This window comes from Streptomyces sp. NPDC027663, from assembly GCF_055566415.1.
Map to the genome: position 1 here is coordinate 13,189 of NZ_JBVHSK010000006.1, position 26,803 is coordinate 39,991.

General features: G+C 71.3%; 26 protein-coding genes. 8 read left to right on the top strand and 18 right to left on the bottom strand.

All coding sequences use genetic code 11. The features are described from left to right. The first annotated feature begins 30 nt into the window (after positions 1-30). Positions 31-1,032 carry a C40 family peptidase gene (locus ACZ4SF_RS17815; protein WP_468384913.1) on the top strand — a complete coding sequence of 334 codons (1,002 nt, stop codon included), beginning with the start codon at positions 31-33 and terminating at the stop codon, positions 1,030-1,032. Positions 1,033-1,262: 230 nt separating this feature from the next. Next, positions 1,263-1,967, top strand: coding sequence for a phosphatase PAP2 family protein (locus ACZ4SF_RS17820; protein WP_468384915.1), 705 nt, complete (start codon positions 1,263-1,265; stop codon positions 1,965-1,967). Between the two features lie 194 nt (positions 1,968-2,161). Here ACZ4SF_RS17820 and ACZ4SF_RS17825 read toward each other — a convergent pair whose 3' ends face one another. Then, positions 2,162-3,733: an FAD-binding oxidoreductase gene (locus ACZ4SF_RS17825; protein ID WP_468384917.1), complete on the bottom strand. Its 1,572-nt coding sequence runs from the start codon at positions 3,731-3,733 to the stop codon at positions 2,162-2,164. 321 nt (positions 3,734-4,054) lie between these two features. Here ACZ4SF_RS17825 and pstS point away from each other — a divergent pair, with 321 nt between their 5' ends. From pstS to pstB, 4 genes are all read left to right on the top strand, one after another. Beyond that, positions 4,055-5,185: a phosphate ABC transporter substrate-binding protein PstS gene (gene pstS / locus ACZ4SF_RS17830; RefSeq protein WP_468384920.1), complete on the top strand. Its 1,131-nt coding sequence runs from the start codon at positions 4,055-4,057 to the stop codon at positions 5,183-5,185. Positions 5,186-5,300: 115 nt separating this feature from the next. After that, positions 5,301-6,305 (top strand): phosphate ABC transporter permease subunit PstC, encoded by a 1,005-nt coding sequence (gene pstC, locus ACZ4SF_RS17835; RefSeq protein WP_468384922.1) that lies wholly within the window; start codon positions 5,301-5,303, stop codon positions 6,303-6,305. Further along, positions 6,302-7,363, top strand: a complete 1,062-nt coding sequence (pstA, locus tag ACZ4SF_RS17840; protein ID WP_468384923.1) for a phosphate ABC transporter permease PstA — start codon at positions 6,302-6,304, stop codon at positions 7,361-7,363. The genes pstC and pstA overlap by 4 nt, the downstream gene beginning before the upstream one ends. A 75-nt stretch (positions 7,364-7,438) precedes the next feature. Continuing rightward, a complete protein-coding gene (pstB, locus tag ACZ4SF_RS17845; RefSeq protein WP_468384925.1) occupies positions 7,439-8,215 on the top strand; it encodes a phosphate ABC transporter ATP-binding protein PstB in 777 nt (258 codons plus the stop codon). Between the two features lie 427 nt (positions 8,216-8,642). Here pstB and ACZ4SF_RS17850 read toward each other — a convergent pair whose 3' ends face one another. Beyond that, on the bottom strand, positions 8,643-9,641 hold the full coding sequence (locus ACZ4SF_RS17850) for an inorganic phosphate transporter (RefSeq protein ID WP_468384927.1): 999 nt from the start codon (positions 9,639-9,641) through the stop codon (positions 8,643-8,645). Positions 9,642-9,648: 7 nt separating this feature from the next. Next, positions 9,649-10,269, bottom strand: a complete 621-nt coding sequence (locus tag ACZ4SF_RS17855; RefSeq protein ID WP_053759661.1) for a DUF47 domain-containing protein — start codon at positions 10,267-10,269, stop codon at positions 9,649-9,651. A 218-nt stretch (positions 10,270-10,487) separates the two neighbouring features. Between ACZ4SF_RS17855 and ACZ4SF_RS17860 the strand changes: the two genes are divergently transcribed. After that, complete coding sequence (locus ACZ4SF_RS17860; RefSeq protein ID WP_073901267.1) at positions 10,488-10,793, top strand: metal-sensitive transcriptional regulator; 306 nt, start codon at positions 10,488-10,490, stop codon at positions 10,791-10,793. Between the two features lie 123 nt (positions 10,794-10,916). Here ACZ4SF_RS17860 and ACZ4SF_RS17865 read toward each other — a convergent pair whose 3' ends face one another. From ACZ4SF_RS17865 to mshD, 10 genes are all read right to left on the bottom strand, one after another. Beyond that, positions 10,917-11,078, bottom strand: a complete 162-nt coding sequence (locus tag ACZ4SF_RS17865; protein ID WP_356818184.1) for a hypothetical protein — start codon at positions 11,076-11,078, stop codon at positions 10,917-10,919. A gap of 101 nt (positions 11,079-11,179) precedes the next feature. Beyond that, positions 11,180-12,058: an SCO4651 family lipoprotein gene (locus tag ACZ4SF_RS17870; protein WP_468384931.1), complete on the bottom strand. Its 879-nt coding sequence runs from the start codon at positions 12,056-12,058 to the stop codon at positions 11,180-11,182. A 407-nt stretch (positions 12,059-12,465) separates the two neighbouring features. Then, on the bottom strand, positions 12,466-12,891 hold the full coding sequence (locus tag ACZ4SF_RS17875; protein WP_468384932.1) for an NUDIX hydrolase: 426 nt from the start codon (positions 12,889-12,891) through the stop codon (positions 12,466-12,468). A gap of 17 nt (positions 12,892-12,908) precedes the next feature. Then, the gene (locus tag ACZ4SF_RS17880; RefSeq protein ID WP_468384934.1) at positions 12,909-14,060 is read right to left on the bottom strand and encodes a CHAD domain-containing protein; all 1,152 of its coding nucleotides are present in this window, start codon (positions 14,058-14,060) and stop codon (positions 12,909-12,911) included. Further along, positions 14,041-16,395 carry an RNA degradosome polyphosphate kinase gene (locus ACZ4SF_RS17885; protein ID WP_468384937.1) on the bottom strand — a complete coding sequence of 785 codons (2,355 nt, stop codon included), beginning with the start codon at positions 16,393-16,395 and terminating at the stop codon, positions 14,041-14,043. Before ACZ4SF_RS17885 ends, ACZ4SF_RS17880 begins: the two co-directional genes overlap by 20 nt. 158 nt (positions 16,396-16,553) lie before the next feature. Then, the gene (locus ACZ4SF_RS17890) at positions 16,554-17,306 is read right to left on the bottom strand and encodes a hypothetical protein (protein WP_468384939.1); all 753 of its coding nucleotides are present in this window, start codon (positions 17,304-17,306) and stop codon (positions 16,554-16,556) included. Then, positions 17,303-18,379, bottom strand: a complete 1,077-nt coding sequence (locus ACZ4SF_RS17895) for an ABC transporter permease (RefSeq protein ID WP_468384942.1) — start codon at positions 18,377-18,379, stop codon at positions 17,303-17,305. Before ACZ4SF_RS17895 ends, ACZ4SF_RS17890 begins: the two co-directional genes overlap by 4 nt. Next, on the bottom strand, positions 18,376-19,260 hold the full coding sequence (locus ACZ4SF_RS17900; protein ID WP_468384945.1) for an ABC transporter ATP-binding protein: 885 nt from the start codon (positions 19,258-19,260) through the stop codon (positions 18,376-18,378). Before ACZ4SF_RS17900 ends, ACZ4SF_RS17895 begins: the two co-directional genes overlap by 4 nt. Then, entirely contained in the window at positions 19,257-19,643 is a 387-nt protein-coding gene (locus tag ACZ4SF_RS17905; RefSeq protein ID WP_468384948.1) for a GntR family transcriptional regulator, read from the bottom strand. Before ACZ4SF_RS17905 ends, ACZ4SF_RS17900 begins: the two co-directional genes overlap by 4 nt. 92 nt (positions 19,644-19,735) lie before the next feature. Beyond that, on the bottom strand, positions 19,736-20,662 hold the full coding sequence (mshD, locus tag ACZ4SF_RS17910) for a mycothiol synthase (RefSeq protein WP_468384951.1): 927 nt from the start codon (positions 20,660-20,662) through the stop codon (positions 19,736-19,738). A 183-nt stretch (positions 20,663-20,845) separates the two neighbouring features. Here mshD and ACZ4SF_RS17915 point away from each other — a divergent pair, with 183 nt between their 5' ends. After that, positions 20,846-22,633, top strand: coding sequence for a bifunctional metallophosphatase/5'-nucleotidase (locus tag ACZ4SF_RS17915; RefSeq protein WP_468384954.1), 1,788 nt, complete (start codon positions 20,846-20,848; stop codon positions 22,631-22,633). 131 nt (positions 22,634-22,764) lie between these two features. Here ACZ4SF_RS17915 and ACZ4SF_RS17920 read toward each other — a convergent pair whose 3' ends face one another. The 5 genes from ACZ4SF_RS17920 to ACZ4SF_RS17940 all read right to left on the bottom strand — a co-directional run bounded on the left by ACZ4SF_RS17920 (position 22,765) and on the right by ACZ4SF_RS17940 (position 26,699). Further along, the gene (locus ACZ4SF_RS17920) at positions 22,765-22,905 is read right to left on the bottom strand and encodes a hypothetical protein (protein WP_468384956.1); all 141 of its coding nucleotides are present in this window, start codon (positions 22,903-22,905) and stop codon (positions 22,765-22,767) included. A gap of 84 nt (positions 22,906-22,989) precedes the next feature. Continuing rightward, entirely contained in the window at positions 22,990-23,181 is a 192-nt protein-coding gene (locus ACZ4SF_RS17925) for a hypothetical protein (RefSeq protein ID WP_468384958.1), read from the bottom strand. Between the two features lie 77 nt (positions 23,182-23,258). Next, positions 23,259-24,383 (bottom strand): tetratricopeptide repeat protein, encoded by a 1,125-nt coding sequence (locus ACZ4SF_RS17930; RefSeq protein ID WP_468384961.1) that lies wholly within the window; start codon positions 24,381-24,383, stop codon positions 23,259-23,261. Continuing rightward, positions 24,380-25,714, bottom strand: coding sequence for an ATP-binding protein (locus tag ACZ4SF_RS17935; RefSeq protein ID WP_468384964.1), 1,335 nt, complete (start codon positions 25,712-25,714; stop codon positions 24,380-24,382). The genes ACZ4SF_RS17930 and ACZ4SF_RS17935 overlap by 4 nt, the downstream gene beginning before the upstream one ends. A gap of 85 nt (positions 25,715-25,799) precedes the next feature. Further along, complete coding sequence (locus ACZ4SF_RS17940) at positions 25,800-26,699, bottom strand: NmrA/HSCARG family protein (RefSeq protein ID WP_468384967.1); 900 nt, start codon at positions 26,697-26,699, stop codon at positions 25,800-25,802. Positions 26,700-26,803: the final 104 nt, after the last annotated feature.

The following is a 26,803-nucleotide window of genomic DNA, read 5'->3' on the forward strand; positions in this document are numbered from 1 at the left end:
AACCGCTTCGGCATGGGGGAAAGTTGAACCGTGCGGAAGGTATGGGTGATCGGTGGGGCGGCCGTCGGGCTCGGCATGGGGTTCGTCATGCTGCTCGTCGTGGGGGTGTACATCGTGGCCGGGAACCTGGTCAACGGGGTGACCTCGGGCAGCCGGGGGCTCGCCAAGGGTGCCGTGCCGGCCGCCTACAAGGGCCTCGTGCAGCAGTGGGGCAATCTGTGTCCCGCGCTCAGCCCCGCGTTGCTCGCCGCTCAGCTGTACCAGGAGAGCGGCTGGAACCCGACCGTCGTCAGCCCGGCCGACGCCCGAGGGATCGCGCAGTTCATCCCGAGCACCTGGGCGACCCACGGCATCGACGGGAACGGGGACGGGAAGCGGGACATCTGGGATCCGAAGGACGCGATTCCGTCGGCCGCTTCGTACGACTGTGAACTCGCCAAGTACGTCAAGGACGTTCCCGGTGACGTCTCCGACAACATGCTCGCCGCCTACAACGCGGGTGCCTACCGCGTCATCCGGTCGGGTGGCGTGCCGGCCATCAGCGAGACGCAGAACTACGTCCAGCGCATCCGCAGCCTGGAGAAGAGCTTCGCCGCTCCGGTCTCCCGGCTGGACCCCACCCGGCAGGCCGCCGGCGCCATCGCCTTCGCGCAGAGCAAGCTCGGCACCCCCTACCTGTGGGGCGGCGACGGCACCGCCGGCCAGGGCGGACGCTTCGACTGCTCGGGCCTGACCAAGGCCGCGTACGAGAAGGTCGGGATCAGCCTGCCGCGCGTGGCCAACGATCAGTACAACGCCGGCCCGCACCCCTCGCGGGACCAGCTGCTCCCCGGTGACCTGGTGTTCTTCTCGGACGACCTCACCGACTCGCGGGCCATCCGGCACGTCGGCATCTACGTCGGCGGCGGGTACATGATCGACGCGCCGCGGAGCGGGGCCGTGATCCGGTTCGACCCCGTCGACACCCCGGACTACTTCGGCGCGACCCGGGTAACGGAAGATGGCGCAAAAGCGCTCCCCACCACGGTGTGAACCATGCGTGAACCCGGCCCCTGAGCTGCAGCGATGAGTCTCTCTTCGATAACGTCTGCGTGATCATTCAGTGGAGAGTGGAACGTATTGAAGGTGGCTGTGCGTTCCTGTTGACGTAGCCGAGCGGACGTCAGTGCGGCAGTGCAGCGGAAGCGGATCTACGAACCACGGGGGGCAGGAGCGACGCACACCCGGTGCGTCCGGACCAACGACGAAGGGGCCGCAGCACCATGGCTGTACTCGCCGAATCCGGATCGAACCCCGACGTCGACCTGCTCTACGACATCAACGGCCTGGCCAAGGACGCCCCCGGCTGGTTCGACCGGGTCATGGAGTTCGTCGGTGAGTACGGCCTGCTGGTCGCCATGGTGCTGCTGGTCCTGTGGTGCTGGTGGTCCGTGCGCCGCCGGGGCGGCGAGGACGCGGCGCCCTCGGTGGCCGCGCTGGTGTGGGCCCCGCTCGCGGCCGGCCTCGCGGTGCTGGTGAACGTTCCGATCCGCGGCTTCGTTCAGCGCCCCCGCCCCTTCGTGGATCACCAGGGCCTGGACGTCCTCGTCTCCGGAAAGACCGACTTCTCCTTCGTCAGCGACCACGCGACGATCACCATGGCCCTCGGTGCCGGCCTCTTCGTCGCCAACCGGAGGTTCGGCCTCGCCGGCATCGGCCTGGCCCTGCTGGAGGGCTTCTGCCGGGTCTACATGGGCGTGCACTACCCGACGGACGTGGTCGGCGGCTTCGCCCTCGGTACGGCGGTCGTGCTGCTGCTGTCCCCGATGGCCATGGCGCTGCTCACCCCGCTGGTGCGGGCCGTGGAGCGCTCGCCCCGGGCGGGCCGGATCGTCCGGCGCCGGCCGTCGGCGGACAGCGGCCGGGACGTCCTGCCGCCCGGTGCCCGCACGTCCCTGGAAACCGAGGAGCGCGACCTGGCGGCATAGCCCACGCTGCCGCGCATGACCAGGCTCTCCGCCACGGCGGGCCTGCCGCCCAGCCGGCCCGCCGGGTGCGACAGCCGTGGCCATGGTGCCGTACGACATGCCGGCGCCGACGGCTACGGGAGCGGGCCGGTGAGCAGTCGGAGCACCCCGGCCCGGACACCGTCGTGGACGACGTGCTCCGCCACTGCTGACGGCTACAGGCCCTGCGCGTAGGAGAAGAAGCGCTGCGGGTCGTAACTCTTCTTCACCTTGGCCAGCCGGGTCACCGCGTCCCCGTAGTACGCCTTCTTCCAGTCCTTCAGCGTCGGGTCCGTGTAGTTCTGGTAGGCGGCACCGGAGGCGTACGGCTTCATCGCGTTGTGCGCCGAGGTCAGCCAGGACTGCGCGGTGCTGCCGGAGGACCCGGCGCCCCAGGAGGCGATGTACTGGGCCAGCATGCGCGAGCGGCGGTGGACGAAGGCCGTCGCGGTCGGCGAGACCCGGTTGACCGCGCCGCCGAGCGCGGTGAACGCGATGCTGCCCCCGCCGCCGCGCACCGAGGCGATCTGCTTGAGCACGGTCTGGATGCCGGCCGCGGACAGCGAGCGGTCGAAGAAGTCGGAGCGGGCCGCGTACGTCTCGCGGCCGAGCTTGCCCTGCGGGGAGCGGCCCGGGGTGGAGCCGGGCAGATGGCACTGGGCGTCGGTGGAGAAGGAGGAGCAGCCGGCGTAGATCTCCATGGCCTCCTCGTAGCCGCGGCGGCGCAGGGTGACCGAGGAGGCGTTCGCGCCGGCCAGGTGGGCCAGGCGGTCCACGGCGTTCTGCAGTTCGCCGTAGGTGCCGAGGGAGAAGCAGGCCACGGAGACGGTCGGGGTGCGGCCCGGGGAGCAGGCCAGGTGCAGTGAGGACCAGATCTCGTCGGGCTGGCTCGGGCCCCACTCCTGCCAGGCCTTGAGCACCTTGGCCGCCTTGGCCCACGGCCAGGTCAGGTAGGCGGTGACGGCCTGCGGGGCGGCATGGGTCTTGAAGTGCAGTTCGGTGACGACACCGAAGTTGCCGTTGCCGGCGCCGCGCAGCGCCCAGAAGAGGTCGGAGTGGTGGCTCGCGTCGGCGGTGACCTGGGTGCCGTCCGCCGTGATCAGGGTGGCCTGGGTGAGGCTGTCGCAGGTCAGGCCGTAGGCGCGGGAGGCGACGCCGTGGCCGCCGCCGAGGACCAGGCCGGAGACGCCGACGGTGGGGCAGGAGCCGGCGGGGATGGTCACGCCCTTCGCGGCCAGCGCGCGGTAGACGTCGATCAGCTTGGAGCCGGCGCCGACCACCGCCTGCCCGCCGCTCACCCGGACCCGGTTCAGCTTCGACACGTCGATGATCAGGCGGTTGTCGCCCGAGGAGTAGCCGGCGTAGGAGTGGCCGCCGTTGCGTATGGACACCTTGACGTGGTGGGCGCGGGCGTACGCCAGGGTCGTACGGATGTCGGCGGCGTGCGCGACGTAGGCCACCGCGGCGGGCTTCAGGCCGTCGAAGCGCGTGTTGTACAGCTGGTGGGCGGTCTTCCAGGAGGCGTCACCGGGCCGCAGCAGGGTGCCGTCGAGATCACGGTCGAGGGCCGCCCAGTTCGCGGCGGCGCCCGCGCTGGTGGTCTTCAGGGACGTAAGGGAGGATGAGCCCGACGGCGTACCGCTGTGCGCCGCAGCAGGGGCGGACGAACCTCCGCCCGCACCGCACGCGGTCAATGCGGTCGTCGCCAGAGCGGCCGCGCCGCCCGAGATGAACGTACGCCGTTCCATGTCCGTCGCCTTTCCTCGGCTCTCGTGGAACGAGACGACGGCCCGCATCCGGGGGTTCCCCCGTTCGGGTGACAAACATCGAACACACGCTTCTGTGAACCGCTTGTCGGAACCTCCATGTGTTCTCCCCGTAAGCATTCCGTGACCTCACCGGGCTGACGGCAGGGGTTCACCCCTCGTTCACTTCCGACCATCGGTGGCTTCACCTGTTCTGCCTAATTTCGGCCGTACCCGGTGCGGAGTGCGGTCATGGATGCGCTCGCGCCGCCACTTACCTCGCACGCCGCCGACAGCGGCGGCTCCTGGAAGGAACTTCCGAAAGTGAAGCTTCAGCGCAAGAACCGGCTGCGCGCCCTCTCTCTCGGTGCTGTCGCCGTCTCCGGCGCCCTGGCCCTGACGGCGTGCGGCTCGGACGACAACGGCGACAGCAACGCCACGGGCAAGCCGTCGAACGGTGCGAGCGCGGGCTCGATCAAGTGCGACGACGCCAAGGGCCAGCTGCTCGCCGACGGCTCCTCCGCGCAGAAGAACGCGATCGACGCCTGGGTCAAGGAGTTCTCCAAGGCCTGTGGTGTGCAGATCAACTACAAGGGTGGCGGCTCCGGCGCCGGTGTGACGGCGTTCACGCAGGGCCAGGTCGCGTTCGCCGGTTCCGACTCCGCGCTGAAGCCGGAAGAGGTCACCGCCTCCAAGAAGGTCTGCAACGGCGGCCAGGGCATCGACCTCCCGATGGTCGGCGGCCCGATCGCCCTCGGTTACAACGTCCCGGGTGTCGACAACCTGGTCCTGGACGCCCCGACCCTTGCGAAGATCTTCGACAGCAAGATCACCAAGTGGAACGACCCGGCGATCGCCAAGCTGAACAAGGGCGTCAAGCTGCCCGACCTCAAGATCCAGGCGTTCCACCGCTCGGACGAGTCCGGCACCACGGACAACTTCACCAAGTACCTGATCGCCACCACCCCGGACAACTGGAAGTACGAGGGCGGCAAGGCCTGGCAGGCCAAGGGCGGCCAGTCCGCTCCGCAGTCCGCCGGTGTGGCCCAGCAGGTCAAGCAGACCTCCGGTGCCATCGGCTACTTCGAGCTGTCCTACGTCAAGGACGGCATCAAGGCCGTGTCCATCGACACCGGTGCCAGCAAGCCGGTCGCCCCCAGCTCCGAGAGCGCCACCGCCGACATCGCCGCCGCGCAGGTCGTCGGCACCGGCAAGGACCTGACCCTGAAGCTGGACTACAAGACCAAGGCCGAGGGCGCCTACCCGATCACCCTGGTCACCTACGAGATCGTGTGTGACAAGGGCAACAAGGCGGACACCCTGCCCGCCACCAAGGCCTTCCTGCGCTACATCGCCAGCGAGGACGGCCAGAAGGTCCTCCCGGGCATCGGCTACGCGCCCGTGCCCGCCGAGATCATCGCCAAGGTTCGCACGACCATCGACGGCCTGAGCTGACCTGATCCGTAAGTGCGGCCCGGTATCTCCACGGCACCGGGCCGCACCGTCCGGTGCACCGCCGCCACGAGCCCGGCCCCTTCGGGGGCCACGGCTCCGCAGACCGGAGATCCCGATGGACATATCGACGACGACAGACGTTCCTCCCCCCACACCACGGCCCACGGTCGCCCAGCGGAAGCGCAACGCCCGCGGTGCGACCCGCCCCGGTGACCGCATCTTCCTGGGCCTGACCCGCGGTTCCGGCATCCTGCTGCTGGTGGTCATGGCCGCGATCGCGGCCTTCCTCACCTACCGTGCCACCCTTGCCATCAGCAAGGACCACGGCAACTTCCTCACCACCTTCGAGTGGAACACCAACATCCTGCCGCCGACCTTCGGCATCGCGGTGCTGGCCTTCGGCACGATCGTCTCCTCGGTCATCGCCATGGTCATCGCGGTCCCGGTCGCGGTCGCGATCGCGCTGTTCATCACGCACTACGCGCCGCGCCGGATGTCCGGCCCGGTCGCCTACGTGGTCGACCTGCTCGCCGCCGTGCCGTCCATCGTGTACGGCCTGTGGGGCGCGCTCGTTCTCGTACCGCACATGAACGGCCTGTTCGGCTGGCTCAACGACTTCTTCGGCTGGACCGGGCTCTTCTCCTGGGACGAGGGCGCGCCGCGCTCGATGCTGACCGTCGGAATCCTGCTCGCGATCATGATCCTGCCGATCATCACCAACGTGAGCCGCGAGGTCTTCCGCCAGGTCCCGCAGATGCACGAGGAGGCCGCCCTGGCCCTCGGCGCCACGCGCTGGGAGGTCATCCGCATGTCGGTGCTGCCCTTCGGCCGCTCCGGCGTGATCTCCGCCTCCATGCTCGGCCTCGGCCGTGCGCTCGGCGAGACGATGGCCGTGGCCACCGTCCTCTCCCCCTCCTTCGACGTCCAGGCGAGCCTGCTCAACCCGGGCGGCGGCACCTTCGCCCAGAACATCGCCAGCAAGTTCAGCGAGGCGAACGAGTTCGGCCGTGACGCGCTGATCGCCTCCGGTCTGGTCCTGTTCGTCATCACCCTGGTGGTCAACGGCGCGGCCCGGCTGATCATCGCCCGTCGCGCGGAGTACTCGGGGGCCAACGCATGAGCACCGCAGCCGTCACCGACAAGCGCCCCAGCACCCTGCGCGCGGCCAGCCTGCCCAAGTGGACGCCGTGGGCGATCGCCGCCGGCTCCCTCGCCCTCGGCATCGGCATCAGTGCCGCCGCCGGCCTGGGCAGCAAGATCCAGTGGGGTCTGATCGCCGCGGTCCTGTTCGTCCTCGGCACATACGGCATCGCCGCCCGCGTCGAGGGCCGCCGTCAGGCCAAGGACCGCGTCGCGACCAGCCTCGTCTGGGTCGCCTTCCTGGTCGCCGTGATCCCGCTGGTCTCGCTGATCTGGGTGACCATCGCGCGCGGCGTGAAGGTCCTCGACATCTACTTCCTGACCCACTCGATGGGCGTCGTCGCGGACACCGAAGCCGGCGGTGGCATCTACCACGCCATCATCGGCAGCCTGGAGCAGGTCGGCCTCGCCACCCTCATCGGCGCCCCGATCGGTGTGCTCACCGCGATCTACCTGGTCGAGTACGGCCGCGGCCGGCTCGCCAAGGCCGTCACGTTCTTCGTCGACGTGATGACGGGCATCCCGTCGATCGTCGCGGGTCTGTTCATCCTCAGCCTGATGCTCATCTTCGAGATGCAGCCGTTCGGCTTCGCCGGGTCGCTGGCCCTGGCCATCCTGATGATGCCGGTCGTCGTCCGCTCCACCGAGGAGATGCTCAAGCTCGTCCCGAACGAGCTGCGCGAGGCGTCCCTGGCGCTCGGTGTGCCGAAGTGGCGGACCATCCTGAAGGTGGTCCTGCCGACCTCCATCGGCGGTATCACCACGGGCATCATGCTGGCGGTCGCGCGTATCGCCGGTGAGACAGCGCCGGTGCTGCTGCTGGTGTTCGGCAACCCGTTCATCAACAACAACCCGTTCGAGGGCGCGCAGGCCTCGCTGCCGCTGTACATCTACCAGCAGTTCGCCAACAGTGCGGGCTCCGGTGCGGCGTACGACCGCGCATGGGCGGCGTCCCTCACGCTGATCGCCTTCGTGATGATCCTCAACCTCGTGGCCCGCGGCATCGCCCGCTGGAAGGCCCCGAAGACCGGTCGCTAGAGCATTGATTAGCGGCTACCGCCGCGTGGCGGCCCCCATAGCGACCGAGCTTGAATTTCTGGAAGTGAAGTAGACATGGCCAAGCGAATCGACGTAAGCGGTCTGACCGCCTACTACGGCTCCCACAAGGCGATCGAGGACATCTCGATGACCGTCGAGCCGCGCTCGGTGACGGCGTTCATCGGCCCGTCCGGCTGCGGCAAGTCGACGTTCCTGCGCACGCTGAACCGCATGCACGAGGTCACCCCCGGTGGCCGCGTCGAGGGCAAGGTGCTCCTGGACGACGAGGACCTGTACGGGGCCGGGGTCGACCCGGTGTCCGTCCGCCGCGAGGTCGGCATGGTCTTCCAGCGCCCGAACCCGTTCCCCACGATGTCGATCTTCGACAACGTGGCGGCGGGCCTGCGCCTGAACGGCAACTACCGCAAGGGCGAGCTGAACGACATCGTCGAGAAGTCGCTCAAGGGCGCGAACCTCTGGAACGAGGTCAAGGACCGCCTCAACAAGCCGGGATCCGGCCTCTCGGGCGGTCAGCAGCAGCGTCTGTGCATCGCCCGGGCGATCGCGGTCGAGCCCAAGGTGCTCCTCATGGACGAGCCCTGCTCCGCCCTGGACCCGATCTCCACCCTCGCCATCGAGGACCTGATCGGTGAGCTGAAGGAGCGCTTCACGATCGTCATCGTGACGCACAACATGCAGCAGGCGGCGCGTGTCTCGGACCGTACGGCCTTCTTCAACCTGGCCGCCGTCGGCCAGCCGGGCCGGCTGATCGAGATCGACGACACCGAGCGGATCTTCTCCAACCCGTCCGTCCAGGCCACGGAGGACTACATCTCCGGCCGCTTCGGCTGAGCCGACGCCGGTCTCATAGGACCCCTCGCGGTGCTGCATGGCGGTGCCACCGCGAGGATGCAAGAGGGCCCGCCCCTGGCTCCCGGGGGCGGGCCCACTGCGTTCTGCTTCGGCGGTCGTGCCGCCCACCCGCCCGCCCGTCCACCCGGCTCGGCCGGCCGGCAGGAAGGCCCCGTGCACCCCACGGCCCGGTCCGCCGGGAGGCGAGGTCCGGGTGAGGTGCCGGCGGGGGTGGCGGTGCGGGGGAGGTGCCGGCGGGGGTGCGGGGGAGGTGCGGTTGCTCCGGTGCCGCCGTACGCCGTCGCGGCGGCCGAGCGCCCGTTGCGGCGGGGAAGCGGGGTGCGGTGACGTCCGGCTGCACGTACGCCCACCCCCTGTCGGCTCTGTGGCCGGCGGAGAGGGTGGGCGTGAGGGGGCGGCGGGGTGTCTAGAGAGCCACGAGGTGGACCACGCCGAAGGCTGCCGCCGCCACCAGTGCTGCGGCCGGCATCGTGATGAACCAGCCGAGGACGATGTTCTTGGCGACGCCCCAGCGGACGGCGTTGACCCGCTTGGTGGCGCCCACGCCCATGATCGCCGAGGTGATGACGTGGGTCGTGGAGATCGGCGCCTTGAAGATGAACGCGGTCGTGAACATGATCGACGCGCCGGTCGCCTCCGCCGCGAACCCCTGCGGCGGGTCAAGCTCGATGATCTTGCGGCCCAGGGTGCGCATGATCCGCCAGCCACCGGCGTACGTGCCCAGGGACAGCATCACCGCGCAGACGATCTTGACCCAGACCGGGATCGGGTCGCCGAAGGTCTCATGGCCGGAGATGACCAGGGCCAGGACCACGACACCCATCGTCTTCTGGGCGTCCTGGAGACCGTGGCCCAGCGCCATGCCGGCGGCCGAGACGGTCTGGGCGATGCGGAAGCCGCGCTTGGCCTTGTGCGGGTTGGACCGGCGGAACAGCCACATGATCGCCGTCATGACGAGGTAGCCGACGATCAGGCCCACGACCGGGGACACGAACATCGGGATGATGACCTTCTCGATGACCCCGTGCCAGAGCACGTTCGTGCCGCCCGCCATCGCCGCGCCCACCAAGCCGCCGAACAGGGCGTGGGAGGAGGAGGACGGCAGGCCGAAGTACCAGGTGACCAGGTTCCAGACGATCGCGCCGACCAGCGCCGCGAACAGGATGCCCATGCCCGCGGAGCCCTTGGGCGTCTCGATCAGACCCTCGCTGACCGTCTTGGCGACCCCGGAGCCCAGGAAGGCACCGGCCAGGTTCATCACCGCGGCCATGGCGAGGGCCGCCCGCGGGGTCAGCGCCCGTGTCGACACCGACGTCGCGATGGCGTTCGCCGAGTCGTGGAAACCGTTCGTGTACGTGAAGAAGAGCGCGACCGCGATGGTCACGACCAGGGCGAAGGTGTCCATCGACGCCTCAGGACTCCTTGACGGCGATGGTCTCCACCGTGTTCGCCACGTGTTCGAACGCGTCCGCCGCCTCTTCGAGGACGTCCACGATCTGCTTGAGCTTGAGCACCTCGATCGCGTCGTACTTGCCGTTGAAGAGGTGGGCCAGCAGCTTGCGGTGGATCTGGTCCGCCTGGTTCTCCAGCCGGTTGACCTCGATCCAGTACTCGGTGAGGTTGTCCAGGGTGCGCAGGTGCGGCATGGCCTCCGCGGTCAGCTCGGCCGCCCTCGCCAGCACCTCGATCTGCTGCTCGACGCCCTTCGGCAGTTCCTCGACGTTGTAGAGGACGACCAGGTCGACGGCCTCTTCCATGAAGTCCATGATGTCGTCGAGGGAACTGGCGAGGGAGTAGATGTCCTCGCGGTCGAACGGCGTGATGAACGAGGAGTTCAGCTGGTGGAAGATCGCGTGCGTGGCGTCGTCACCTGCGTGTTCCGCGGCCCGCATACGCTCTGCGATCTCGGCCCGGGCAGACGCGTCCGCCCCGAGCAGTTCCATCAGGAGTTTCGAGCCGGTGACGATGTTGTCCGCGGATGCGGCGAACATGTCGTAGAAGCTCGTCTCCCTGGGGGTCAGACGAAAGCGCACGTGGGGTCCTCGGGGTGCTTCGGTTTCGGTCAGGCTGATGCTAGGCGCATCATCCGGCCACGGCTATCGGGCCGCATCCCAGTGTCGCCCATCGTGCAGAGTGATCAGCACGGGGGCGTACCAAGGGCTCCTTACCCCGCGAAGTTGGTTACCATATACCCACCAGGGGTATGTATCCCGGATTGTGTCCACAGCTCGTCCCACGACGGAGGCCCGCGATGACGACGACCGAGGCCGGCGCCACGCACGGCTACCACAAGCAGAAGGACGAGCACCTCAAGCGACTGCGCCGGATCGAGGGGCAGATCCGCGGGCTGCAGCGGATGGTCGAGGAAGACACCTACTGCATCGACATACTCACGCAGGTCTCCGCCTCCACCAAGGCCCTGCAGTCGTTCGCGCTGCAGCTGCTGGAGGAGCATCTGCGGCACTGCGTCGCGGACGCGGCCCTCAAGGGCGGCGACGAGATCGATGCGAAGGTGGACGAGGCGACGAAGGCGATCGGCCGCCTGCTCCGCACCTGAGCCGGACCCGAGCTGTCAGGCGCCGAGCCGTACCCGGCATGTCCGGTATCGAGCGGTGCCCGGTCTGTCCGGTACCGAGTCGTACCCGGGCCCTGCGGCTTCCGGTGACGGGCCCGGCCGGGGTCAGGCCGGATCGCGTTCCTTCGCCACCCGCAGAACCTCGTCGATGCTCTCCAGGCTGAGCCGGTCCTCGGCGGCGGAGGCCGCGATGATCAGCTCTCCGCACAGCTCGATCTCGGCGAGGGCCACGTGGTCCTGCACCGCCGTACCGCCGACCGGAGCCACCCGCCTCACCTCTTCTCTGCCGTCACCCACTCCCTAGAGTAGGGAGCGGTCTACACGCCGCGCATGGCACGGACGGGCTACTTACGGGGTGGCGTCCCGGACTAGTGCTCTGGCCGGTTTCCGGTGTCGTCGGCGGTGTCGTCCCCGGCGATCCGGCCCGCGTAGATGTCCGCGGGAGCCGGCAGCCGCACGTCGGCGGGGATGCCGAAGTCGTACAGCAGCATGGTCGAGGCGACGGCCACGGTGGCTTTCTGGCGGCCGTTGACGAAGCTGAAGCGCTGCCGGAGCTTGCGGATGCGGCCCTGGTCGTCCAGGTAGGCGTCGAACGGCACCTCGGCCGTGGCGAACCCTTTCGCCGCCGCGGCCAGGGACTCCTTGTCGCCGGCCGAGGCGTACCGGGCCGCACGGGTCAGGTCGGCCGTGCCCCGGTAGTGCCGGACGGGCGTCCCGGCGACCTCGGTGCGGCCGACGAAGGTCGCCTCCCGTGTCCCGCGCAGCACCTCGGCCGCCGCGTACGGGTCGGTCGCGCCGCCCGTGACCAGATTGCCGTCGGACAGCGTGGCGGTGTCCACCCGCACCCATTTGTCGGCGGGCACGCCCGCGCCGCGGTTCTTCATGTACAGGGCGCCGGGGGCGAGGAGTTCGGTGATGGGCCGGTGCTCGGAGGTGCCGGTCGGGTCCTCGGGCAGCATCACGGTGAGCCGGCCGAGACGGCGCCGGTAGTCGTAGACGCCCCTGCCGCGGATGGTGACCCGGGTGCCGCCGGTGGCCATCTCCATCGACGTGCCTGCCTTGGAGGTGCCCGCGCCGCGCAGCGTGTCGGCGGCCCGGTGCAGGGCGGCGACGGGGTCACCCCCGCCCTTGACGTCCTCGGCGGCGGCGCCACCGCCGGAACAGCCCGTGGCGCCCGTCCCGAGGCCGAGCAGGATGCCCATCGCGACGATCGTTCCGCCCGCGCGCCTGTGCTGCCACCGCTCCATCGCCTGCCTACCCCCAGCCGGTGTGTCCGTCACGGGCCCCCGTCGTCCGGTTAACGACGGGTAGGAGGTGCCGTCACGCGCCGCTGGAGCGGGCGGGAGCCGGCGAAACGCTTCGGCGGGGGGCTGGGTAACGTTGTCGCGTGGCAGTCACCGCGGCGGAGCAGGACGGGCCGGAGCCTGGCAGGGCCGGGCAGCATCACGGAACGGCCGGGCAGCATCACGACAGAGCCGGGCGGGAAGCCGACAGGGCCGGACAGGAACATCTCACGACGACCGATGAGCAGGGCCGCTTCTGTGTGGCCCGCTGCAGCTGCGGCTGGCGCGGGCCCGCACGGCGGGCCCGCAGTCAGGCCCGCACGGACGCGGAAGGACACAGGGCGGCCCCCTGAGGGGCTCGGCCCCGCCGGTCAGCCCTGCCGCTCCATGCGGTCGGCCGGCCGGCCCAGGGCGTCCACCAGCTCCCGGTCGCGGAGCTGGGTGAGACGGGCACGGGCCGCTCCGGGGGAGAGCCACAGGATGCGGTCCACCTCGGCGTTCGGCGTGAAGTGGCCGGAAACCGCCCGTGCCGCCCAGTAACGCACCTGCTTCGGGCGGCCATTGGCCGAATAGCGCACCGTCGGCAGCTCGCCGCCGGGCTCGGCCGTGTAGCCGGTCTCCTCGGCGACCTCGCGCAGCGCACCGGCGAGCGCGTCCTCACCCCGCTTGAGCTTGCCCTTGGGGTGGGACCAGTCGTCGTACTTCGGCCGGTGGACCAGGCAGATCTCCAGGGCACCGGCGACCGGCGAGCGGCGCCACAGCACGCAGCCGGCCGCCTGGACCACGGTGTCGTTCACATGGCCTCCTCGTGGGTTCAGGGCGCGTTGACGGTCTGCTTCTGCCAGGCCTGCTGGAACGCGAACCTGGCCGCCTCCACCTCGTGCCGCTGGTCGGCGTGGAGCACGCCGAGCGCGTACGCCGTCGCCGGGGCGATCCGGGGGGTGCGTGCCGCCTGTGCCGCGGCCGCTGCCGCCTCGGAGGCGTCCCGGTGCCGGTTCAGCGCCTGGCCCGCCGTCAGCAGCCGTGCGTCCACGGGTGTTTCACCGTGCAGCACCTCCCGGGCGTACCGGTGCAGGCGCAGCAGCAGGCGGACCTGGTGCCAGGGACCGTCCTGGGGGTGCGGGGACGGGTCCGGGGACAGGCCGTGGACCAGGGCCTCCGCGTTGTAGGGGCTGCCGGCGACGACCAGGGGCAGCGCGGCGACGGCGTCCGTGAGGCGCTCCTCGGCCGCGCCGGCGAGCGGGCGGAGGGCGGTCGTGGAGGCGGCGGCGGTGAGCGGCACCTCGCTGGCGAGTACGGCGACCTTGTCGGCCACGGCGTGGAAGCGGGAGGAGCCGAGGGCCTGCAGCGCCGTGGAGTGGGCGCGGGTCCGGGCCAGCGTCAACTGGCGTTCGAGCAGGGCGCCTGCCTTGGCCGCGCCCACGGTGAGGTTGCCGCGTTCCGGTGTCGCCGCGGCGCGGGACGGGCCACCGGAGTTCCCGGGTGCCGCTTTCACCGGGACGGCCGCCGCTGCGCCGGCCCGGCTGCCCGCGGCCACGGCACCGACCGTCTGGGCCGGGAGCACCGCGGCCCCGGACAGCCGGTACAGCGCCAGCAGCAGTCGTTCCAGGCGCCCCTCGTACGCGTGCTCCAGGCCCAGCGTGCCGGAGAGCCAGGCCAGTTCGGGGCGCATCTCCTCGGACCAGTCGGAGTCGAGGAGGGGGCGGAACGTGTGCAGGCTGCCGCTGATGCGGCGGGCCGAGCGGCGCAGGGCACGGGCCGCGTCGAGGGACTCCTCCACGCCGTTGTCCCCCGCGCCGCCCGCGTAGCCGCGCGCGGCGGCGCCCCCGCCGTTGCCGCCGGTCTCCCGGTGCAGGCGCAGGGCGCGCAGGAACTCCGTCGCCTGGGTGCGCAGGTAGCGCGCGAGAGCGTCCCCGGTCACCTCCTGGGCCGTCGGGTCCGTCGGGTCAAGGTGTTGCTGTGCCACGCCGGCGCCTCCGGGCGTCTATGAGCATCTCCTGGACGTTCCGCAGGGGCTGTCCGTCGGTGTCGGTCGCGTGCCGGGTCCACTCGCCGTCGGGGCCGAGGTGCCAGGAGGAGGTGGTGTCGGACATACCGGTGTCCAGCAGCCGGTTGAGGGCTGCGCGGTGGCCTGGGTCGACGACCCGGACCAGGGCTTCTATCCGTCGGTCGAGGTTGCGGTGCATCATGTCGGCACTGCCGATCCACACCTCGGGCTCGCCGCCGTTGCCGAAGGCGAACACCCGGGAGTGCTCGAGGAAGCGGCCGAGGATGGAGCGGACCCGGATGTTCTCCGACAGGCCCGCGACCCCCGGGCGGACGGCGCAGATGCCGCGCACCCAGATGTCGACCGGCACGCCGGCCTGGGAGGCCCGGTAGAGCGCGTCGATGACCGCCTCGTCCACCATGGAGTTGACCTTGATGCGGACGAACGCCGGGCGGCCCGCACGGTGGTGCTGGGCCTCCTTGTTGATCCGCGCGACCAGGCCGTCCCGCAGGGACTTGGGGGCGACGAGCAGCCGGCGGTACGTCTCGCGGCGCGAGTAGCCGGACAGGCGGTTGAACAGGTCGGAGAGGTCCGCGCCGACCTGGGGGTCGGCGGTGAGCAGGCCGAGGTCCTCGTACAGGCGGGCCGTCTTCGGGTGGTAGTTGCCGGTGCCGACGTGGCTGTAACGGCGGAGGGTCTCGCCCTCCTGGCGGACCACCAGGGACAGCTTGCAGTGTGTCTTCAGGCCGACCAGGCCGTAGACGACGTGGCAGCCGGCCTCCTCCAGCTTGCGCGCCCACTTGATGTTGGCGTGCTCGTCGAAGCGGGCCTTGATCTCGACCAGGACGAGGACCTGCTTGCCGGACTCGGCGGCGTCGATGAGCGCGTCGACTATGGGGGAGTCGCCGGAGGTGCGGTACAGGGTCTGCTTGATCGCGAGGACGTCCGGGTCGGCCGCCGCCTGCTCCAGGAAGGCCTGCACGGAGGTGGAGAAGCTGTCGTACGGGTGGTGCAGCAGCACGTCCCGGGCGCGCAGGGCCGCGAAGATGTCGGGGGCGGACGCCGACTCGACCTCGGCGAGGTCACGGTGGGTGCCGGCGATGAACTTCGGGTACTTCAGCTCCTGCCGGTCGAGGCTGTGGATGCGGAAGAGACCGGTGAGGTCGAGCGGGCCCGGCAGCGGGTACACCTCGGCCTCGGAGATCTTCAGCTCGCGGACCAGCAGGTCCAGCACCTCGCGGTCGATGGACTCCTCGACCTCCAGGCGCACCGGCGGGCCGAAGCGGCGCCGCATGAGTTCCTTCTCCAGGGCCTGCAGGAGGTTCTCGGCGTCGTCCTCCTCGACCTCCAGGTCCTCGTTGCGGGTGAGCCGGAAGGCGTGGTGCTCGAGCACCTCCATGCCCGGGAACAGCTCTTCCAGGTGCGCGGCGATGACGTCCTCGACGGGGACGTACCGGCCGGGGCTGCTCTCCAGGAAGCGGGACAGCAGCGGCGGCACCTTCACGCGCGCGAAGTGCTTGTGACCGCTGACCGGGTTGCGTACGACGACGGCCAGGTTCAGGGACAGGCCGGAGATGTACGGGAAGGGGTGCGCGGGGTCGACGGCCAGCGGGGTGAGGACCGGGAAGATCTGGTGCCGGAAGAGCGTGAAGAGCCGTGCCTGCTCCTTCTCGGCCAGCTCGTTCCAGCGGACCAGATGGATGCCCTCCTCCGCGAGTGCGGGGGCGACGTCCTCGTGGTAGCAGGCGGCGTGCCGGGCCATCAGCTCGCGGGAGCGGGCCCAGATCATCTCCAGGACCTCGCGCGGCTGCAGGCCGGAGGCGGAGCGGGTGGCCACGCCGGTGGCGATCCGGCGCTTCAGGCCGGCCACCCGGACCATGAAGAACTCGTCCAGGTTGCTGGCGAAGATCGCCAGGAAGTTGGCGCGCTCCAGGAGGGGCGTGTCGGGGTCCTCGGCCAGCTCCAGGACGCGCTCGTTGAAGGCGAGCCAGCTGCGCTCCCGGTCGAGGAAACGGCCCTGGGGCAGCGGGATGCCGTCGACCCGGGACTCCTCGTACGCGTCGAGATCCGCGTCGAGGTCGGGTTCGAGATCGGAGACGGCGGCGGCCACGGTGTGCGTGCGGTGCGCGGCTATGGAGCCCACGGAGGGCTGGGGGTGCTGAACCTCGGCCTGGGTGTCTTGCTGACTCATAAACCCATTCTTCCGCGCCACGGGCGACACAGGCGCGTCGGAACGTGCGGGCGGGAGCTTCACTGCCCCGTTCCCCGCGGGCCCCTCGGGGGGCGGCGAAGGCTCTGGCACGGCGGGCTTCATTGGGTGAGCGTCGCAAGTCCGGCTGAATCAATGGTTACGGCGACATGACGTATGGGATAGCGGGGAGCGGCCCGAAGGGGGTTTCCGGAAGCGGGAACGCCGGCCTGGTTCGTCCCTCCCCCCGTGGAGGGACGAACCAGGCCGGCGGGGTCCGGGCCTCAGGCGGCCCGGCGGCGCAGCACCGCGTAGGCGGCGACCGCGCAGAGGGCGGTCAGGGCGAGGACCATGCCGGTGGCGGCCAGGTGCAGCGGCCAGAAGCCGGTCAGCGGGCCGCGCAGCGGCTTCCACAGCTCGCGCAGCCACAGCCGCACGGCCAGGGCTACTGCGCAGGCGACGGCGAGCGCGGGCAGCGCCCGGCGCAGGGCCAGGCCGGCGAGGGCGCCCGTGACCAGCGCGAACAGCATGAGCGCGGGCAGCAGCGGGCCGCGCGGGACGAAGACGCGGTCCCAGGTCCAGTGGGTGACCAGGACGTCCCGGTCGGCGGACCAGACCCAGCCGTGGACGAGGGCGAGCAGCGCACCGCCGGTGAGCAGTGGCAGCGCGGCCGTGGTCAGCTTCGCGGTCAGCCAGCGGACCGGGCTGACGGCCTGGGTCCAGGCCAGCCGGGCAGTGCCGGACTCCAGCTCGCGCCCGGTCAGCGCGGCCCCGGCCCAGGCGGCCACCGCGGCGGGTGCGTAGGTGAGGGCCTCGCCGAGGGCGTTCATGACGTTGTTGGTGTCGGTGAACGCGGTGTAGGTGCACCAGCCGCCGGGCCGCAGGCAGGCCCGGTCCCGGGGTGCGCCGGAGTAGTGGACCCAGAGCAGCTCGCCGACGGCGAGGAGCACGAACGCGGTCCAGACGAGCAGGGCCGGGCGGTGCAGCCGCAGCAGGGTGCGGCGGGTGGCCGGGCGGACGGGGGCGAGGGCGGTCATACGGCGGCTCCGGTGCGGGCCGTGGCCGGCGGGGAGCCGGCGGTCCTGGGGCGGACACGGGCCCCGGTGGTGGTCCGGTGCCGCAGCAGCCAGAAGGCCGACGCGGACAGCAGGGCGGCGAGGGCGAGGAGCAGGCCGGTCGCGGTCAGCTGGAGCGGCCAGTAGTGGGAGAGGGGGTGGTGGTCGATGTAGAAGCCCACGGCGCCGCGTCTGTCGTTGAGGGCCAGGCAGAGATCGCCGGTGTCGCTCAGGCATGTCGTGGTGGGCAGGTGGGCGCCGTAGGAGGTGACGATGCCCTCCTCGACCTTGATGCCGGTGTAGTGCGGGAAGCCTTCGCGGCCGGTGACGCTGGTGGCGACCGGCCACAGGTGCGGCAGGGCCATGTGGACGGCGATCCACAGCACGGCCTCGGCGACCACGGCGGTGCACAGCGCGAGCAGCGAGCGGCCCAGGAGCAGCCCGATGAGGGCGCCGAGGGCGAGACCGGCCAGCGCCAGACCGACGGGCAGCGGGCCGTTGGTGTAGAAGGTGGCGGGGTCGTACCAGTCCTTGGCGGTGTCGATGCGGCCGTCGCCCGCCGACCATGCCAGACGGTGCAGCAGCACCAGCAGGCCCGTACCGGCGCCGATCAGGGTGGCCGGCACGGTGAGCTGGGCGGCCAGCCGGCGCAGCGGCGAGACCCCCTGGGACCAGGCGAGCCATGCCGTGCGGGTCTCCAGCTCCCGGCCGGTCAGGGCGGCCGCTGCCCAGCCGGCGGCCAGGAACGGCACCGCCACGACGGCGAGGGTCGTGTACTGGTAGACGTCCTTGTAGCGCAGGATCGCGTCCTGGTCGTACCGGCACGGGTCGCCCTGTGCGCAGGTCGCGTCGTACTGCTGCCAGGCCGCGGCGGCGGCGTCGGTGAGCGGGCCGCGCAGCCACAGCAGCGTGGCGGCCAGGGCGACGACGAGGCCGGCCCAGCCGTACAGCGCGGGGCGGTGCACGCGCAGCAGCCAGCGGACCGTGCGGGGCCGGCCGGCGGCCGGGGCGGTCCCGGCGGCCGGGGTGGTCGGGGTGGTCGGGGTGGCGGTCACGCGGCGCTCTCCTCGGGCAGGCTCGGCGCGCCCGGGTTGCGCAGGTGGGCGAGGACCAGTTCCTCCAGTGAGGGCACGGAGGTGCGCCAGTCCGCCGGGACCGGCGCGGCCGGGCGGATCAGTGCGGTGACCTGGCGGCCGGTGACCCGGGACTCCACCACCGTGTGCGTGCCGAGGCCGGCGCCGGCGGCGGTGGTCACCCGCAGATGGGCGGCGCGCAGCTCGTCGATCTCCCCGGCCAGCCGGATCCGGCCGCCGCCGACCAGCAGCAGGTGGTCGCAGGAGTCCTCCAGCTCGGCGACGACGTGCGAGGACATCACGATGGTGGTGCCGTACCGGGCGGCCTGGACCATCAGCGTGCCCATCAGCTCGTGCCGGGCCAGTGGGTCGAGGTCGGCCATCGGCTCGTCCAGGAGCAGCAGTTCGGGCCGCTTGCCGAGGGCGAGGGCGAGCGCGACCCGGGTGCGCTGGCCGCCGGAGAGGGAGCGGACACGGGCCTTCGGGTCGAGGTCACCGCCCGCGACGACCTGCTCGGCGACGGCCGGTTCCCAGCGCCCGGGGTTGAGGTCGGCTCCCATGCGGAGCGTGTCGGCGATGGTGAGCTGCGGGTACAGCGGCTTGTCCTGGGCGACGAAGCCGACGTGCGGGCGGGCCTCGGCCGGGGTGGTGCCGAGGACGGTCATGCTGCCCTCGGTGGGGGCCGTGAGCCCGGCGGCCAGGGCCAGCAGGGTGGACTTGCCGGCGCCGTTGGGGCCGACGACCGCGCACACGCGCCCGGCGGGCAGCCGGAACGAGCAGTCCCGCAGGGCCCAGCCCGCCCCCCGTCGGCGGCCGAACCGTTTCCCCAGAGCGTCGGCCCTCAACGCCGTGTCGCTGCTCATGACGGGTCTCCCTGGAAGTGCTGGTCGAGTACGGCAGTGAAGAGTGCGGCCACGTCGTCGCGCTGGAGACCGGCGGTGCGGGCGCGCTGCGCCCACTCCTCCAGCTCCGTGCGCAGCGGGGAGTCGGCGGAGGCGGTGCTCAAGGACTGCCGGACGAAGGTGCCCAGCCCGCGCCGCGCCTCCACCAGGCCCTCGCGTTCCAGCTCGCGGTACGCCTTCAGGACCGTGTTCGGGTTGATGGCGGTGGCCTCCACCACCTCGCGTGCCGTGGGCAGCCGGTCCCCCGGCTCCAACAGGCCCATCCGCAGGGCCTGTTTGGTCTGCTGGACGATCTGTACATAGGTGGCCACGCCGCTGTGCCGGTCGATGCGGTACTCGACCATCGCAACAACCACCCTTTCACTAATTGAGTAGTGAAAGGGTGGTGCAAGAGAGGGGCGGCCGTCAAGCCGGCCGCCCCTCACGTGTGCAGATGTCAGGTTTCGGTGCGGTACATCAGGTCCGTCTCGTGGACCGTGAAGCCCAGCCGCTCGTACACCGACACCGCGGCCTTGTTGTCGGCGTCGACGTAGAGCATCGCGGTCGGCAGCTGCTGGGCGGCCAGATGGCGCAGCCCGATGGTGGTGAGCGCCTTGCCGAGCCCGCTGCCCTGCTCACCGGGCCGCACCCCGAGGACGTACACCTCGCCGAGCCCCTCGGCGGCGTGCACCTTGGTCCAGTGGAAGCCGATCAGCTCCCCGCGCCGCTCGGCGAGGAAGAACCCGGCCGGGTCGAACCACGGCTCGGCCTTGCGGTCGTCCAGGTCCCGCTGGGTCAGCGAGCCCTGCTCGGGGTGGTGGGCGAAGGCGGCGGCGTTCACCGCGAGCCAGGCCGTGTCGTCCTTGCCGGGCACGAAGGAGCGCACGCCCACGCCCTCCGGCAGCACCGGCTCGGCCTGCTTCAGACCCGCCAACGGGCGCCGCATCTGGCGCAGTTCGCGGAACAGGGTCAGGCCGAGCACCTGGGCGAGGTGCCGGGCGGCGGGGTGCCCGCCGTGCGCCCACACCCGCAGCCGCTTGCCGGAGGCGGCGAGCAGGGCCGAGCCGAGCGCCCGGCCGTGCCCGTGCCCGCGGTGACCGGGATGCACGACCAGTTCGGCGGCCGGCGCCTCCACCGGGTCGGTGTCCTCCAGCTGGGCGTAGCCGACGAGTTCTCCGTCGACGGTCAGCAGCAGATGCGAGACGCCCTCGCGGCTGCCCCCGCGCAGCTGCAGCCGGCCCTGCTCGGACACCGGCTGCTGCCCGTCGGCCAGGGCGGCCTCGGCGAGCAGGCCCAGCACGGCCTCGGCCCGGTCCGGGGTGAGCGCGGAGTGGGTCTCGATGGAGCGGGCGGGGAAGCCCCGTACGGTGTCGTCGCTGCTCATGCGTACGAGGGTACGGGGCGGCCAGGGTGAAGTCCCGGCATACCGGCCGCAGAGGTCCGCATCCGGCCCGGCGGTGCAACGGGTAAAGGGAAACCAGGATGTAACCCTGAACCCCCTGTCGCGCTACGCGCGTTGACTTTAGGCTGCGCCGAGCCACCACAGCCGAACCACAGGGGGGTTCCCATGTCAGCCGCGTCCCGGCGCACCAGACGCCGTACGTACGGCCTTCTCTCCGCCGCCGCCGGTCTCGCCACCGCGGCGGCGCTGACCAGCGCGCTCCCGGCGGACGCGCACGAGAGCGACCACCACCGTCCGGGCCGCTACCAGGACGTCCAGCTGCTCTCCTTCAACGACCTGCACGGCAACCTGGAGCCCCCGTCCGGTTCTTCCGGCCGGGTCACCGAACTGCAGCCGGACGGCACGACCAAGACGATCGACGCGGGCGGTGCCGAGTACCTCGCCACCCATCTGCGCCAGGCCCGCCAGGGCCACCCGTACTCGATCACCGCGGCCGGCGGTGACATGGTCGGCGCCTCTCCGCTGCTGTCGGGTCTGTTCCACGACGAGCCCACCATCGAGGCGCTCAACGAGCTGGACCTGGACGTCACCTCGGTCGGCAACCACGAGTTCGACGAAGGCGCGCGGGAGCTGGCCCGTCTGCAGAACGGCGGCTGCCACCCGACGGACGGCTGCTACACGGACAAGGAGTTCAAGGGCGCCGACTTCCCGTACCTCGCGGCGAACGTCCTGAACGAGAAGACCGGAAAGCCGATCCTGAAGCCGTACTGGGTCTGGAAGAAGAAGGACGTCAAGATCGGCTTCATCGGCGTCACGCTCGAGGGCACCCCAGGCGTCGTCTCCGCCGACGGCGTCAAGGGCCTGCAGTTCAAGGACGAGGTCGAGACGATCGACAAGTACGCCAAGGTGCTGCAGCGCCAGGGCGTCAAGTCGATCGTGGCCCTGATCCACGAGGGCGGCTTCCCGGCCTCCGGCTCCTACAACTACGACTGCGACTCCGCGGGCGCCGGCTCCGGCGTCTCCGGCCCGATCGTGGACATCGCGAAGAACGTCACGCCGGCCGTCGACGCCCTCGTCACCGGCCACACCCACAGCGCGTACGTCTGTGACATCCCGGACCCGTCCGGCCGCCCCCGCATGGTCACCTCGGCCGCCTCCTTCGGCCGCCTCTACACCGACACCACGCTGACCTACGACCGCTACACCGGCGACATCGCCCGTACGGCCGTGAAGTCCGCGAACCGCGTGGTCACCCGGGACGTGCCCAAGGCGCAGGACATCACCGACCTGATCGCCAGGTGGAACACCCTGGCCGCCCCGATCGGCAACCGCCCCATCGGCTACATCTCCGCCGACATCAACAACACCGGCACCGAGTCCCCGATGGGCGACCTGATCGCCGACGCGCAGCTCGCCTACGGCCGTGAACTGGACCCGAAGACCAGCGTGGCCCTGATGAACCCGGGCGGGGTCCGGGCCGGCCTGACCTACACGGCCAAGGGTGCCGAGGGCGACGGCGTGGTCACCTACGCCGAGGGCTTCACGGTCCAGCCGTTCGCCAACACCGTGAACCTCCAGGACTTCACCGGTGCCCAGCTGATCCAGGTGCTCAAGGAGCAGGTCAGCGGCGCCAACGCGGCGGCCCCGAAGATCCTCCAGCCGTCCGCGAACCTCACCTACACCCTGGACCTCACCAAGTCCGGCGCGGACCGCGTGGTCACCGACTCCATCCGGCTGAACGGTGCCCCGGTCGACCCCGCGGCCACCTACCGCGTCGCCACCAACAGCTTCCTCGCGGGCGGCGGCGACGGCTTCCCGACGCTGGGCCAGGGCACGGGCGACCTGGTGGGCGCGGACGACCTGAGCGCTCTGGAGAAGTACCTGACGGCGAACTCGTCGGCCGCCGACCCGATCGCCCCGCCGAAGGCCGACCGGATCACGGTCGTGAAGTGATCCGTGCGATGACGGTCACGCGGTGAAGCCCGCGTGACCGGCCCGATGGTTCCGGAATACCCCTGGGAGTCTGTCCCAGGGGTATTTCATCGAGGCGGCTTCCGGCGCCGGTGCAGCAGGGCCGGGCGGCCTCAGGGCTGCCGCAGGGCCGGCGGCACCTGGGACTCCCAGTGCCGGTGCAGCAGGCCGGCCAGCAGCGCGAAGACGCCCAGCGGCAGCCACAGGAACAGCAGCAGCGTGGGCGGATGCGCCATGGTGAACATCAGCACCACCCACAGCAGGAAACCGCGCAGGGGCGTTCGGCACCGGCTCGGCCCGGATGCCGTAGATCGCGGACCAGGCCACGCTGCGTCCGGTCAGGCCCGGCGCACGGTGACGCCCCGGGAGCCGACGTGTGTGCAGCCGCGCCGCAGGAGAAGCACCATGCGCCCGAGGGCCAGGAGATAGCAGGCCGACAGAGCCACCGGGAGCCACCAGGGCAGGGAGTCCCGGTGCAGGAGCGTCTGGACGACACCGCTCAGCACGACGAACCCCATGCCGAAGGACATGCCACGGGGCACACTCCTGCGTCTGCGGTACTCCCGCTCGACCCCGCCCTCGCCCGTCACCGCGTCCTGCCCCTCCGTCAGCTCTTCTTCCGCCGGTCGAACCAGATCGTGGCCGCCGTCGGTGCCAGCCCCGCCCAGAAGACGATCTGTGGAATCGTACGTTCGGTCCACGGCACCTGGGTGAGCAGCAGCACGCACAGCATGGCCCAGGCGGCCTGGCCGAGCACGATGCGGGGCCAGTGGCGGCGCCGGATCAGGGAGCGGAGGTTGTACTGGACGCCCTTGCGCAGCCGGCGGTAGCGCAGCAGGGCGCCGACGGCCCAGAGGGCGCCCACGGGCACGAAGTACCAGAGCCGTTGCCCGAGCGGGACGGGCAGCGGGCGCGGGGCCTCACCGTCCTCGGGCCACAGGTCGAGCATCACGGCGGCGAGCAGCAGCGAGAGCAGCGCGATCCAGCGCACCCCGCGCAACAGCCGGTACGAGGCGTGGTCCAGGCCCTGCTGAAGCGCCGGGGAGTCCGGGGTGGCGGCGAGGGCGTCGGCGTAGAGGGCGGCGGCCTCGGCGGCCTTCACGCCGGGGGTGCCGGCGGCCTTCTCGGTGTGCCGGGCCAGGGCGGCCGGGTGCTGCGGATCGAGCCGGAGGATGGCGTGGTCCATCTGGTCGGCCACCGCCCGGTCGCCGGCCAGGTCGGCGATCAGCCACCGCACCTCGTACGGGAAGACCTCCTCGGGCGCCAGCCGGACGGCCTCCCGGGCCAGTTCGTCCGACTCCCGCAGGAAGGACAGGAACGCCTCGCGGGTGGCTTCACCGCCGGACCGGGTGAGGCGCAGGAAGCGGATGCGGAACAGCCAGTTGCCGAGCAGCGCGTACCCGTACCAGTACTCGGGGGCAAGGCGGATGACCTCCCGCAAGACGTCCTCGGTCTCCAGGAACCGGCCGTCGACGGCCTGCAGCGCCCGGGCGTGCTGGACGAGGGCGCCGATGTGCTCGGGGTCCAGGGCCAGCGCCCGCTCGGTCGCCTCCAGTGCCTGGTCCGCCTCGTTCTCCGCGGCCAGATGGCAGCGGGCGAGCCGCACCCAGGCGCCCACGTCCTGCGGATCCTCGGCGAGCAGCTGTCCGAGCACGGCCTTCGCCTCGTCGTACCGCCGGAGTTCGTACAGGGCGTCCGCCCGCTCCAGGGCGGGGTGCAGTCCGGTGCTCACAGCTTCCGCCGCTTCTTCAGATAGGTGATCAGGTCGTCGTACATGCCGCCCTCGTTGGCGAACATCGCCACGTTCCGGGCGGCGGCGAACCACGGCTCGGCGGAGGGGACGACCTCTTTGGCCGCGGCCAGCAGGTCCGTCATGCCGATCATGCGCACCGTGCCGGTCCGGGCGGACTCGAGCAGGGCGCGCTCGGCGGCGGCCTCGCACAGATGCGCCAGGTCGGCCCCCGAGAGCCCGTCGGTGACCTTGGCGAGCTTGGCCACGTCGACGTTCTCGATGGGCCGCTCCCGCAGGTGGTACCGGAGGATCGCCTCCCGTGCGGGCGCGTCGGGAGGCAGCACGAGCAGGGTGCGGTCCAGCCGCCCCGGCCGCCGCAGCGCGTTGTCCACGTCCCAGGGCACGTTGGTCGCGGCGAGCACGAACACGCCGTCGTTGGCGGCCGAGTCGATCCCGTCCAGCTCGGTGAGCAGCTGGTTGACGGTGTTGCGCATCCCGCTGTGCGCGGTACGGCTGCGCTTGGCGCCGAGCGCGTCCAGCTCGTCCAGGAAGACCACGCAGGGGGCCTGCCGGCGGGCGGTCCGGAAGATCTCGTGCATGTTGCGCTCGGAGTTGCCCACCCACATGTCGAGCACGTCGTTGACCGACACCGACAGGAAGGAGGCGCCGAGTTCCCCGGCGACGGCCCGCGCGATGAACGTCTTGCCGCACCCGGGCGGTCCGTACAGCAGCAGCCCGCCCCGCAGGCTCTTCCCGTACAGCCGGCGCAGCTCGGGATTGCGCAACGGCGCGAGGAACGCGGCCTCCAGCCGGTCCTTGACCTCCTGCATCCCCCCGACGTCGGCGAGCCGCAACGCCCCGGGCCGCTCCACGTCCCAGGCATCGGCGCCGCCGGGATCGTCACCGCCGTCGCCTCGCATCGGCGCCTCGACGAACCGCGGCGGTACGACGTCCCCGACCTGCTGCTCGGCCGCCTGCCAGTCGAATCGGGCCCGACCGCCGGGAGCTGCCGCCTGCGGTCCGGCCGGTGCCTGCTGCCCGGCGGAAGCCTGCGGTCCAGCTGCCGCCTGCTGCCCGGCCGGTGCCTGCTGGACCGGAGTCTGCTCCTGGACCGGTGCCTGCTGGGGCATCCCCATGGACCGGGCCATGAGCTGCCGCGCCTGCGCGTCGCCGGGTGCGTGCTGCAGGGCGACGGCCACTTCGGCGACCGCTGCCTCGGGCTGACCGGCGTTCAGAAGCAGCTCGGCCAGGTGCAGTCGGAGCGGCACGTCGGCGGGAGCGGCGGCAACTGCCGTACGCAGGCTGTGTATCAGAGGGGAATCGTCGGGCATGACGCCCACCCTACGGAACCGGCCCAGGTCAGGAAGGTGCGGCCGAGGGTGCTGCCTTCCTGCGGGGCGGACTGCCGGGGAGTCGTCACCCCCGGCCGGAGAGGCTGCCGCGCTCGGCGTCCCGGCTCAGCAGCCCGGACCAGTCCTGCTGGGCGGCCCACTCGCCGAAGGTGTGCCAGCCGACCTCGGGGTAGGCCAGACGCAGGCCGGCCACGTCGACGTCGAGGCCGGTTGCGGAGAAGTACGCGAACATCGCCGCCAGGTCGGTGGAGTGCTTGCGGACGTATTCGAGCGGGACCTGCTGGTGGGTGACCGGGCGGCCGAGGGCGGCGGTGAGTGCGGACGCCTGCTGCGCGGGGGTGCACTCGTCGGAGGCGATGTCGATGCGGAGGCCGCTGAAGTCGTCCCGGCGCTGCAGGGCCAGCGCGGCGAAGGCGCCGATGTCGGCGGCGGGGATCAGGGTGAGCGGGCAGTCGGCCGGCATGGGCCAGGCGAAGGTGCCGTCGCGCAGTCCGTCGAGGGTCCAGCCGCTCGCGTAGTTGTCCATGAAGGCCGCCGGGGCGATCACCGTCCACGGCAGGCCGGACGCGTACAGGTGCTGCTCGACCGCCCACTTGCTCTCGTAGTGCGGGATGCCCGTGCCACGGTCGGCGTGGGCGGCGGAGGTGAACACGAGATGGCCGATGCGGGCGTCGGCCGCCGCGTCGACGAGGGTCTTGCCCTGCCGGACCTCGGTGGCGATGTCGGTGCCGAAGGGTGTGGTGACCGCGAAGAGCGCGTCGGCGCCGGCGAGTGCCGTGTCGAGTGAGGCGCGGTCGTCGAAGTCGGCGTGGCGGACCTCGGCTCCCAGGCCGCGCAGGACGTCGGCGGCGAGTGAGCCGGGGTGGCGGGTGAGGGCACGGACGTGGTGGCCGGCGGCCAGGGCGGCACGGGCGGTGGCTCCGCCCTGGGCGCCGGTGGCGCCGGTGACAGCGATGGTGAGCATGGGTCTCCCCGGGGTCGATAGTATTGCTGCGTGACGCATTTGCTGCGTCGCACAGCAGAGTACCCATAGATCGCTGCGTCGCGCAGCAATTTTCTGGAAGGGGA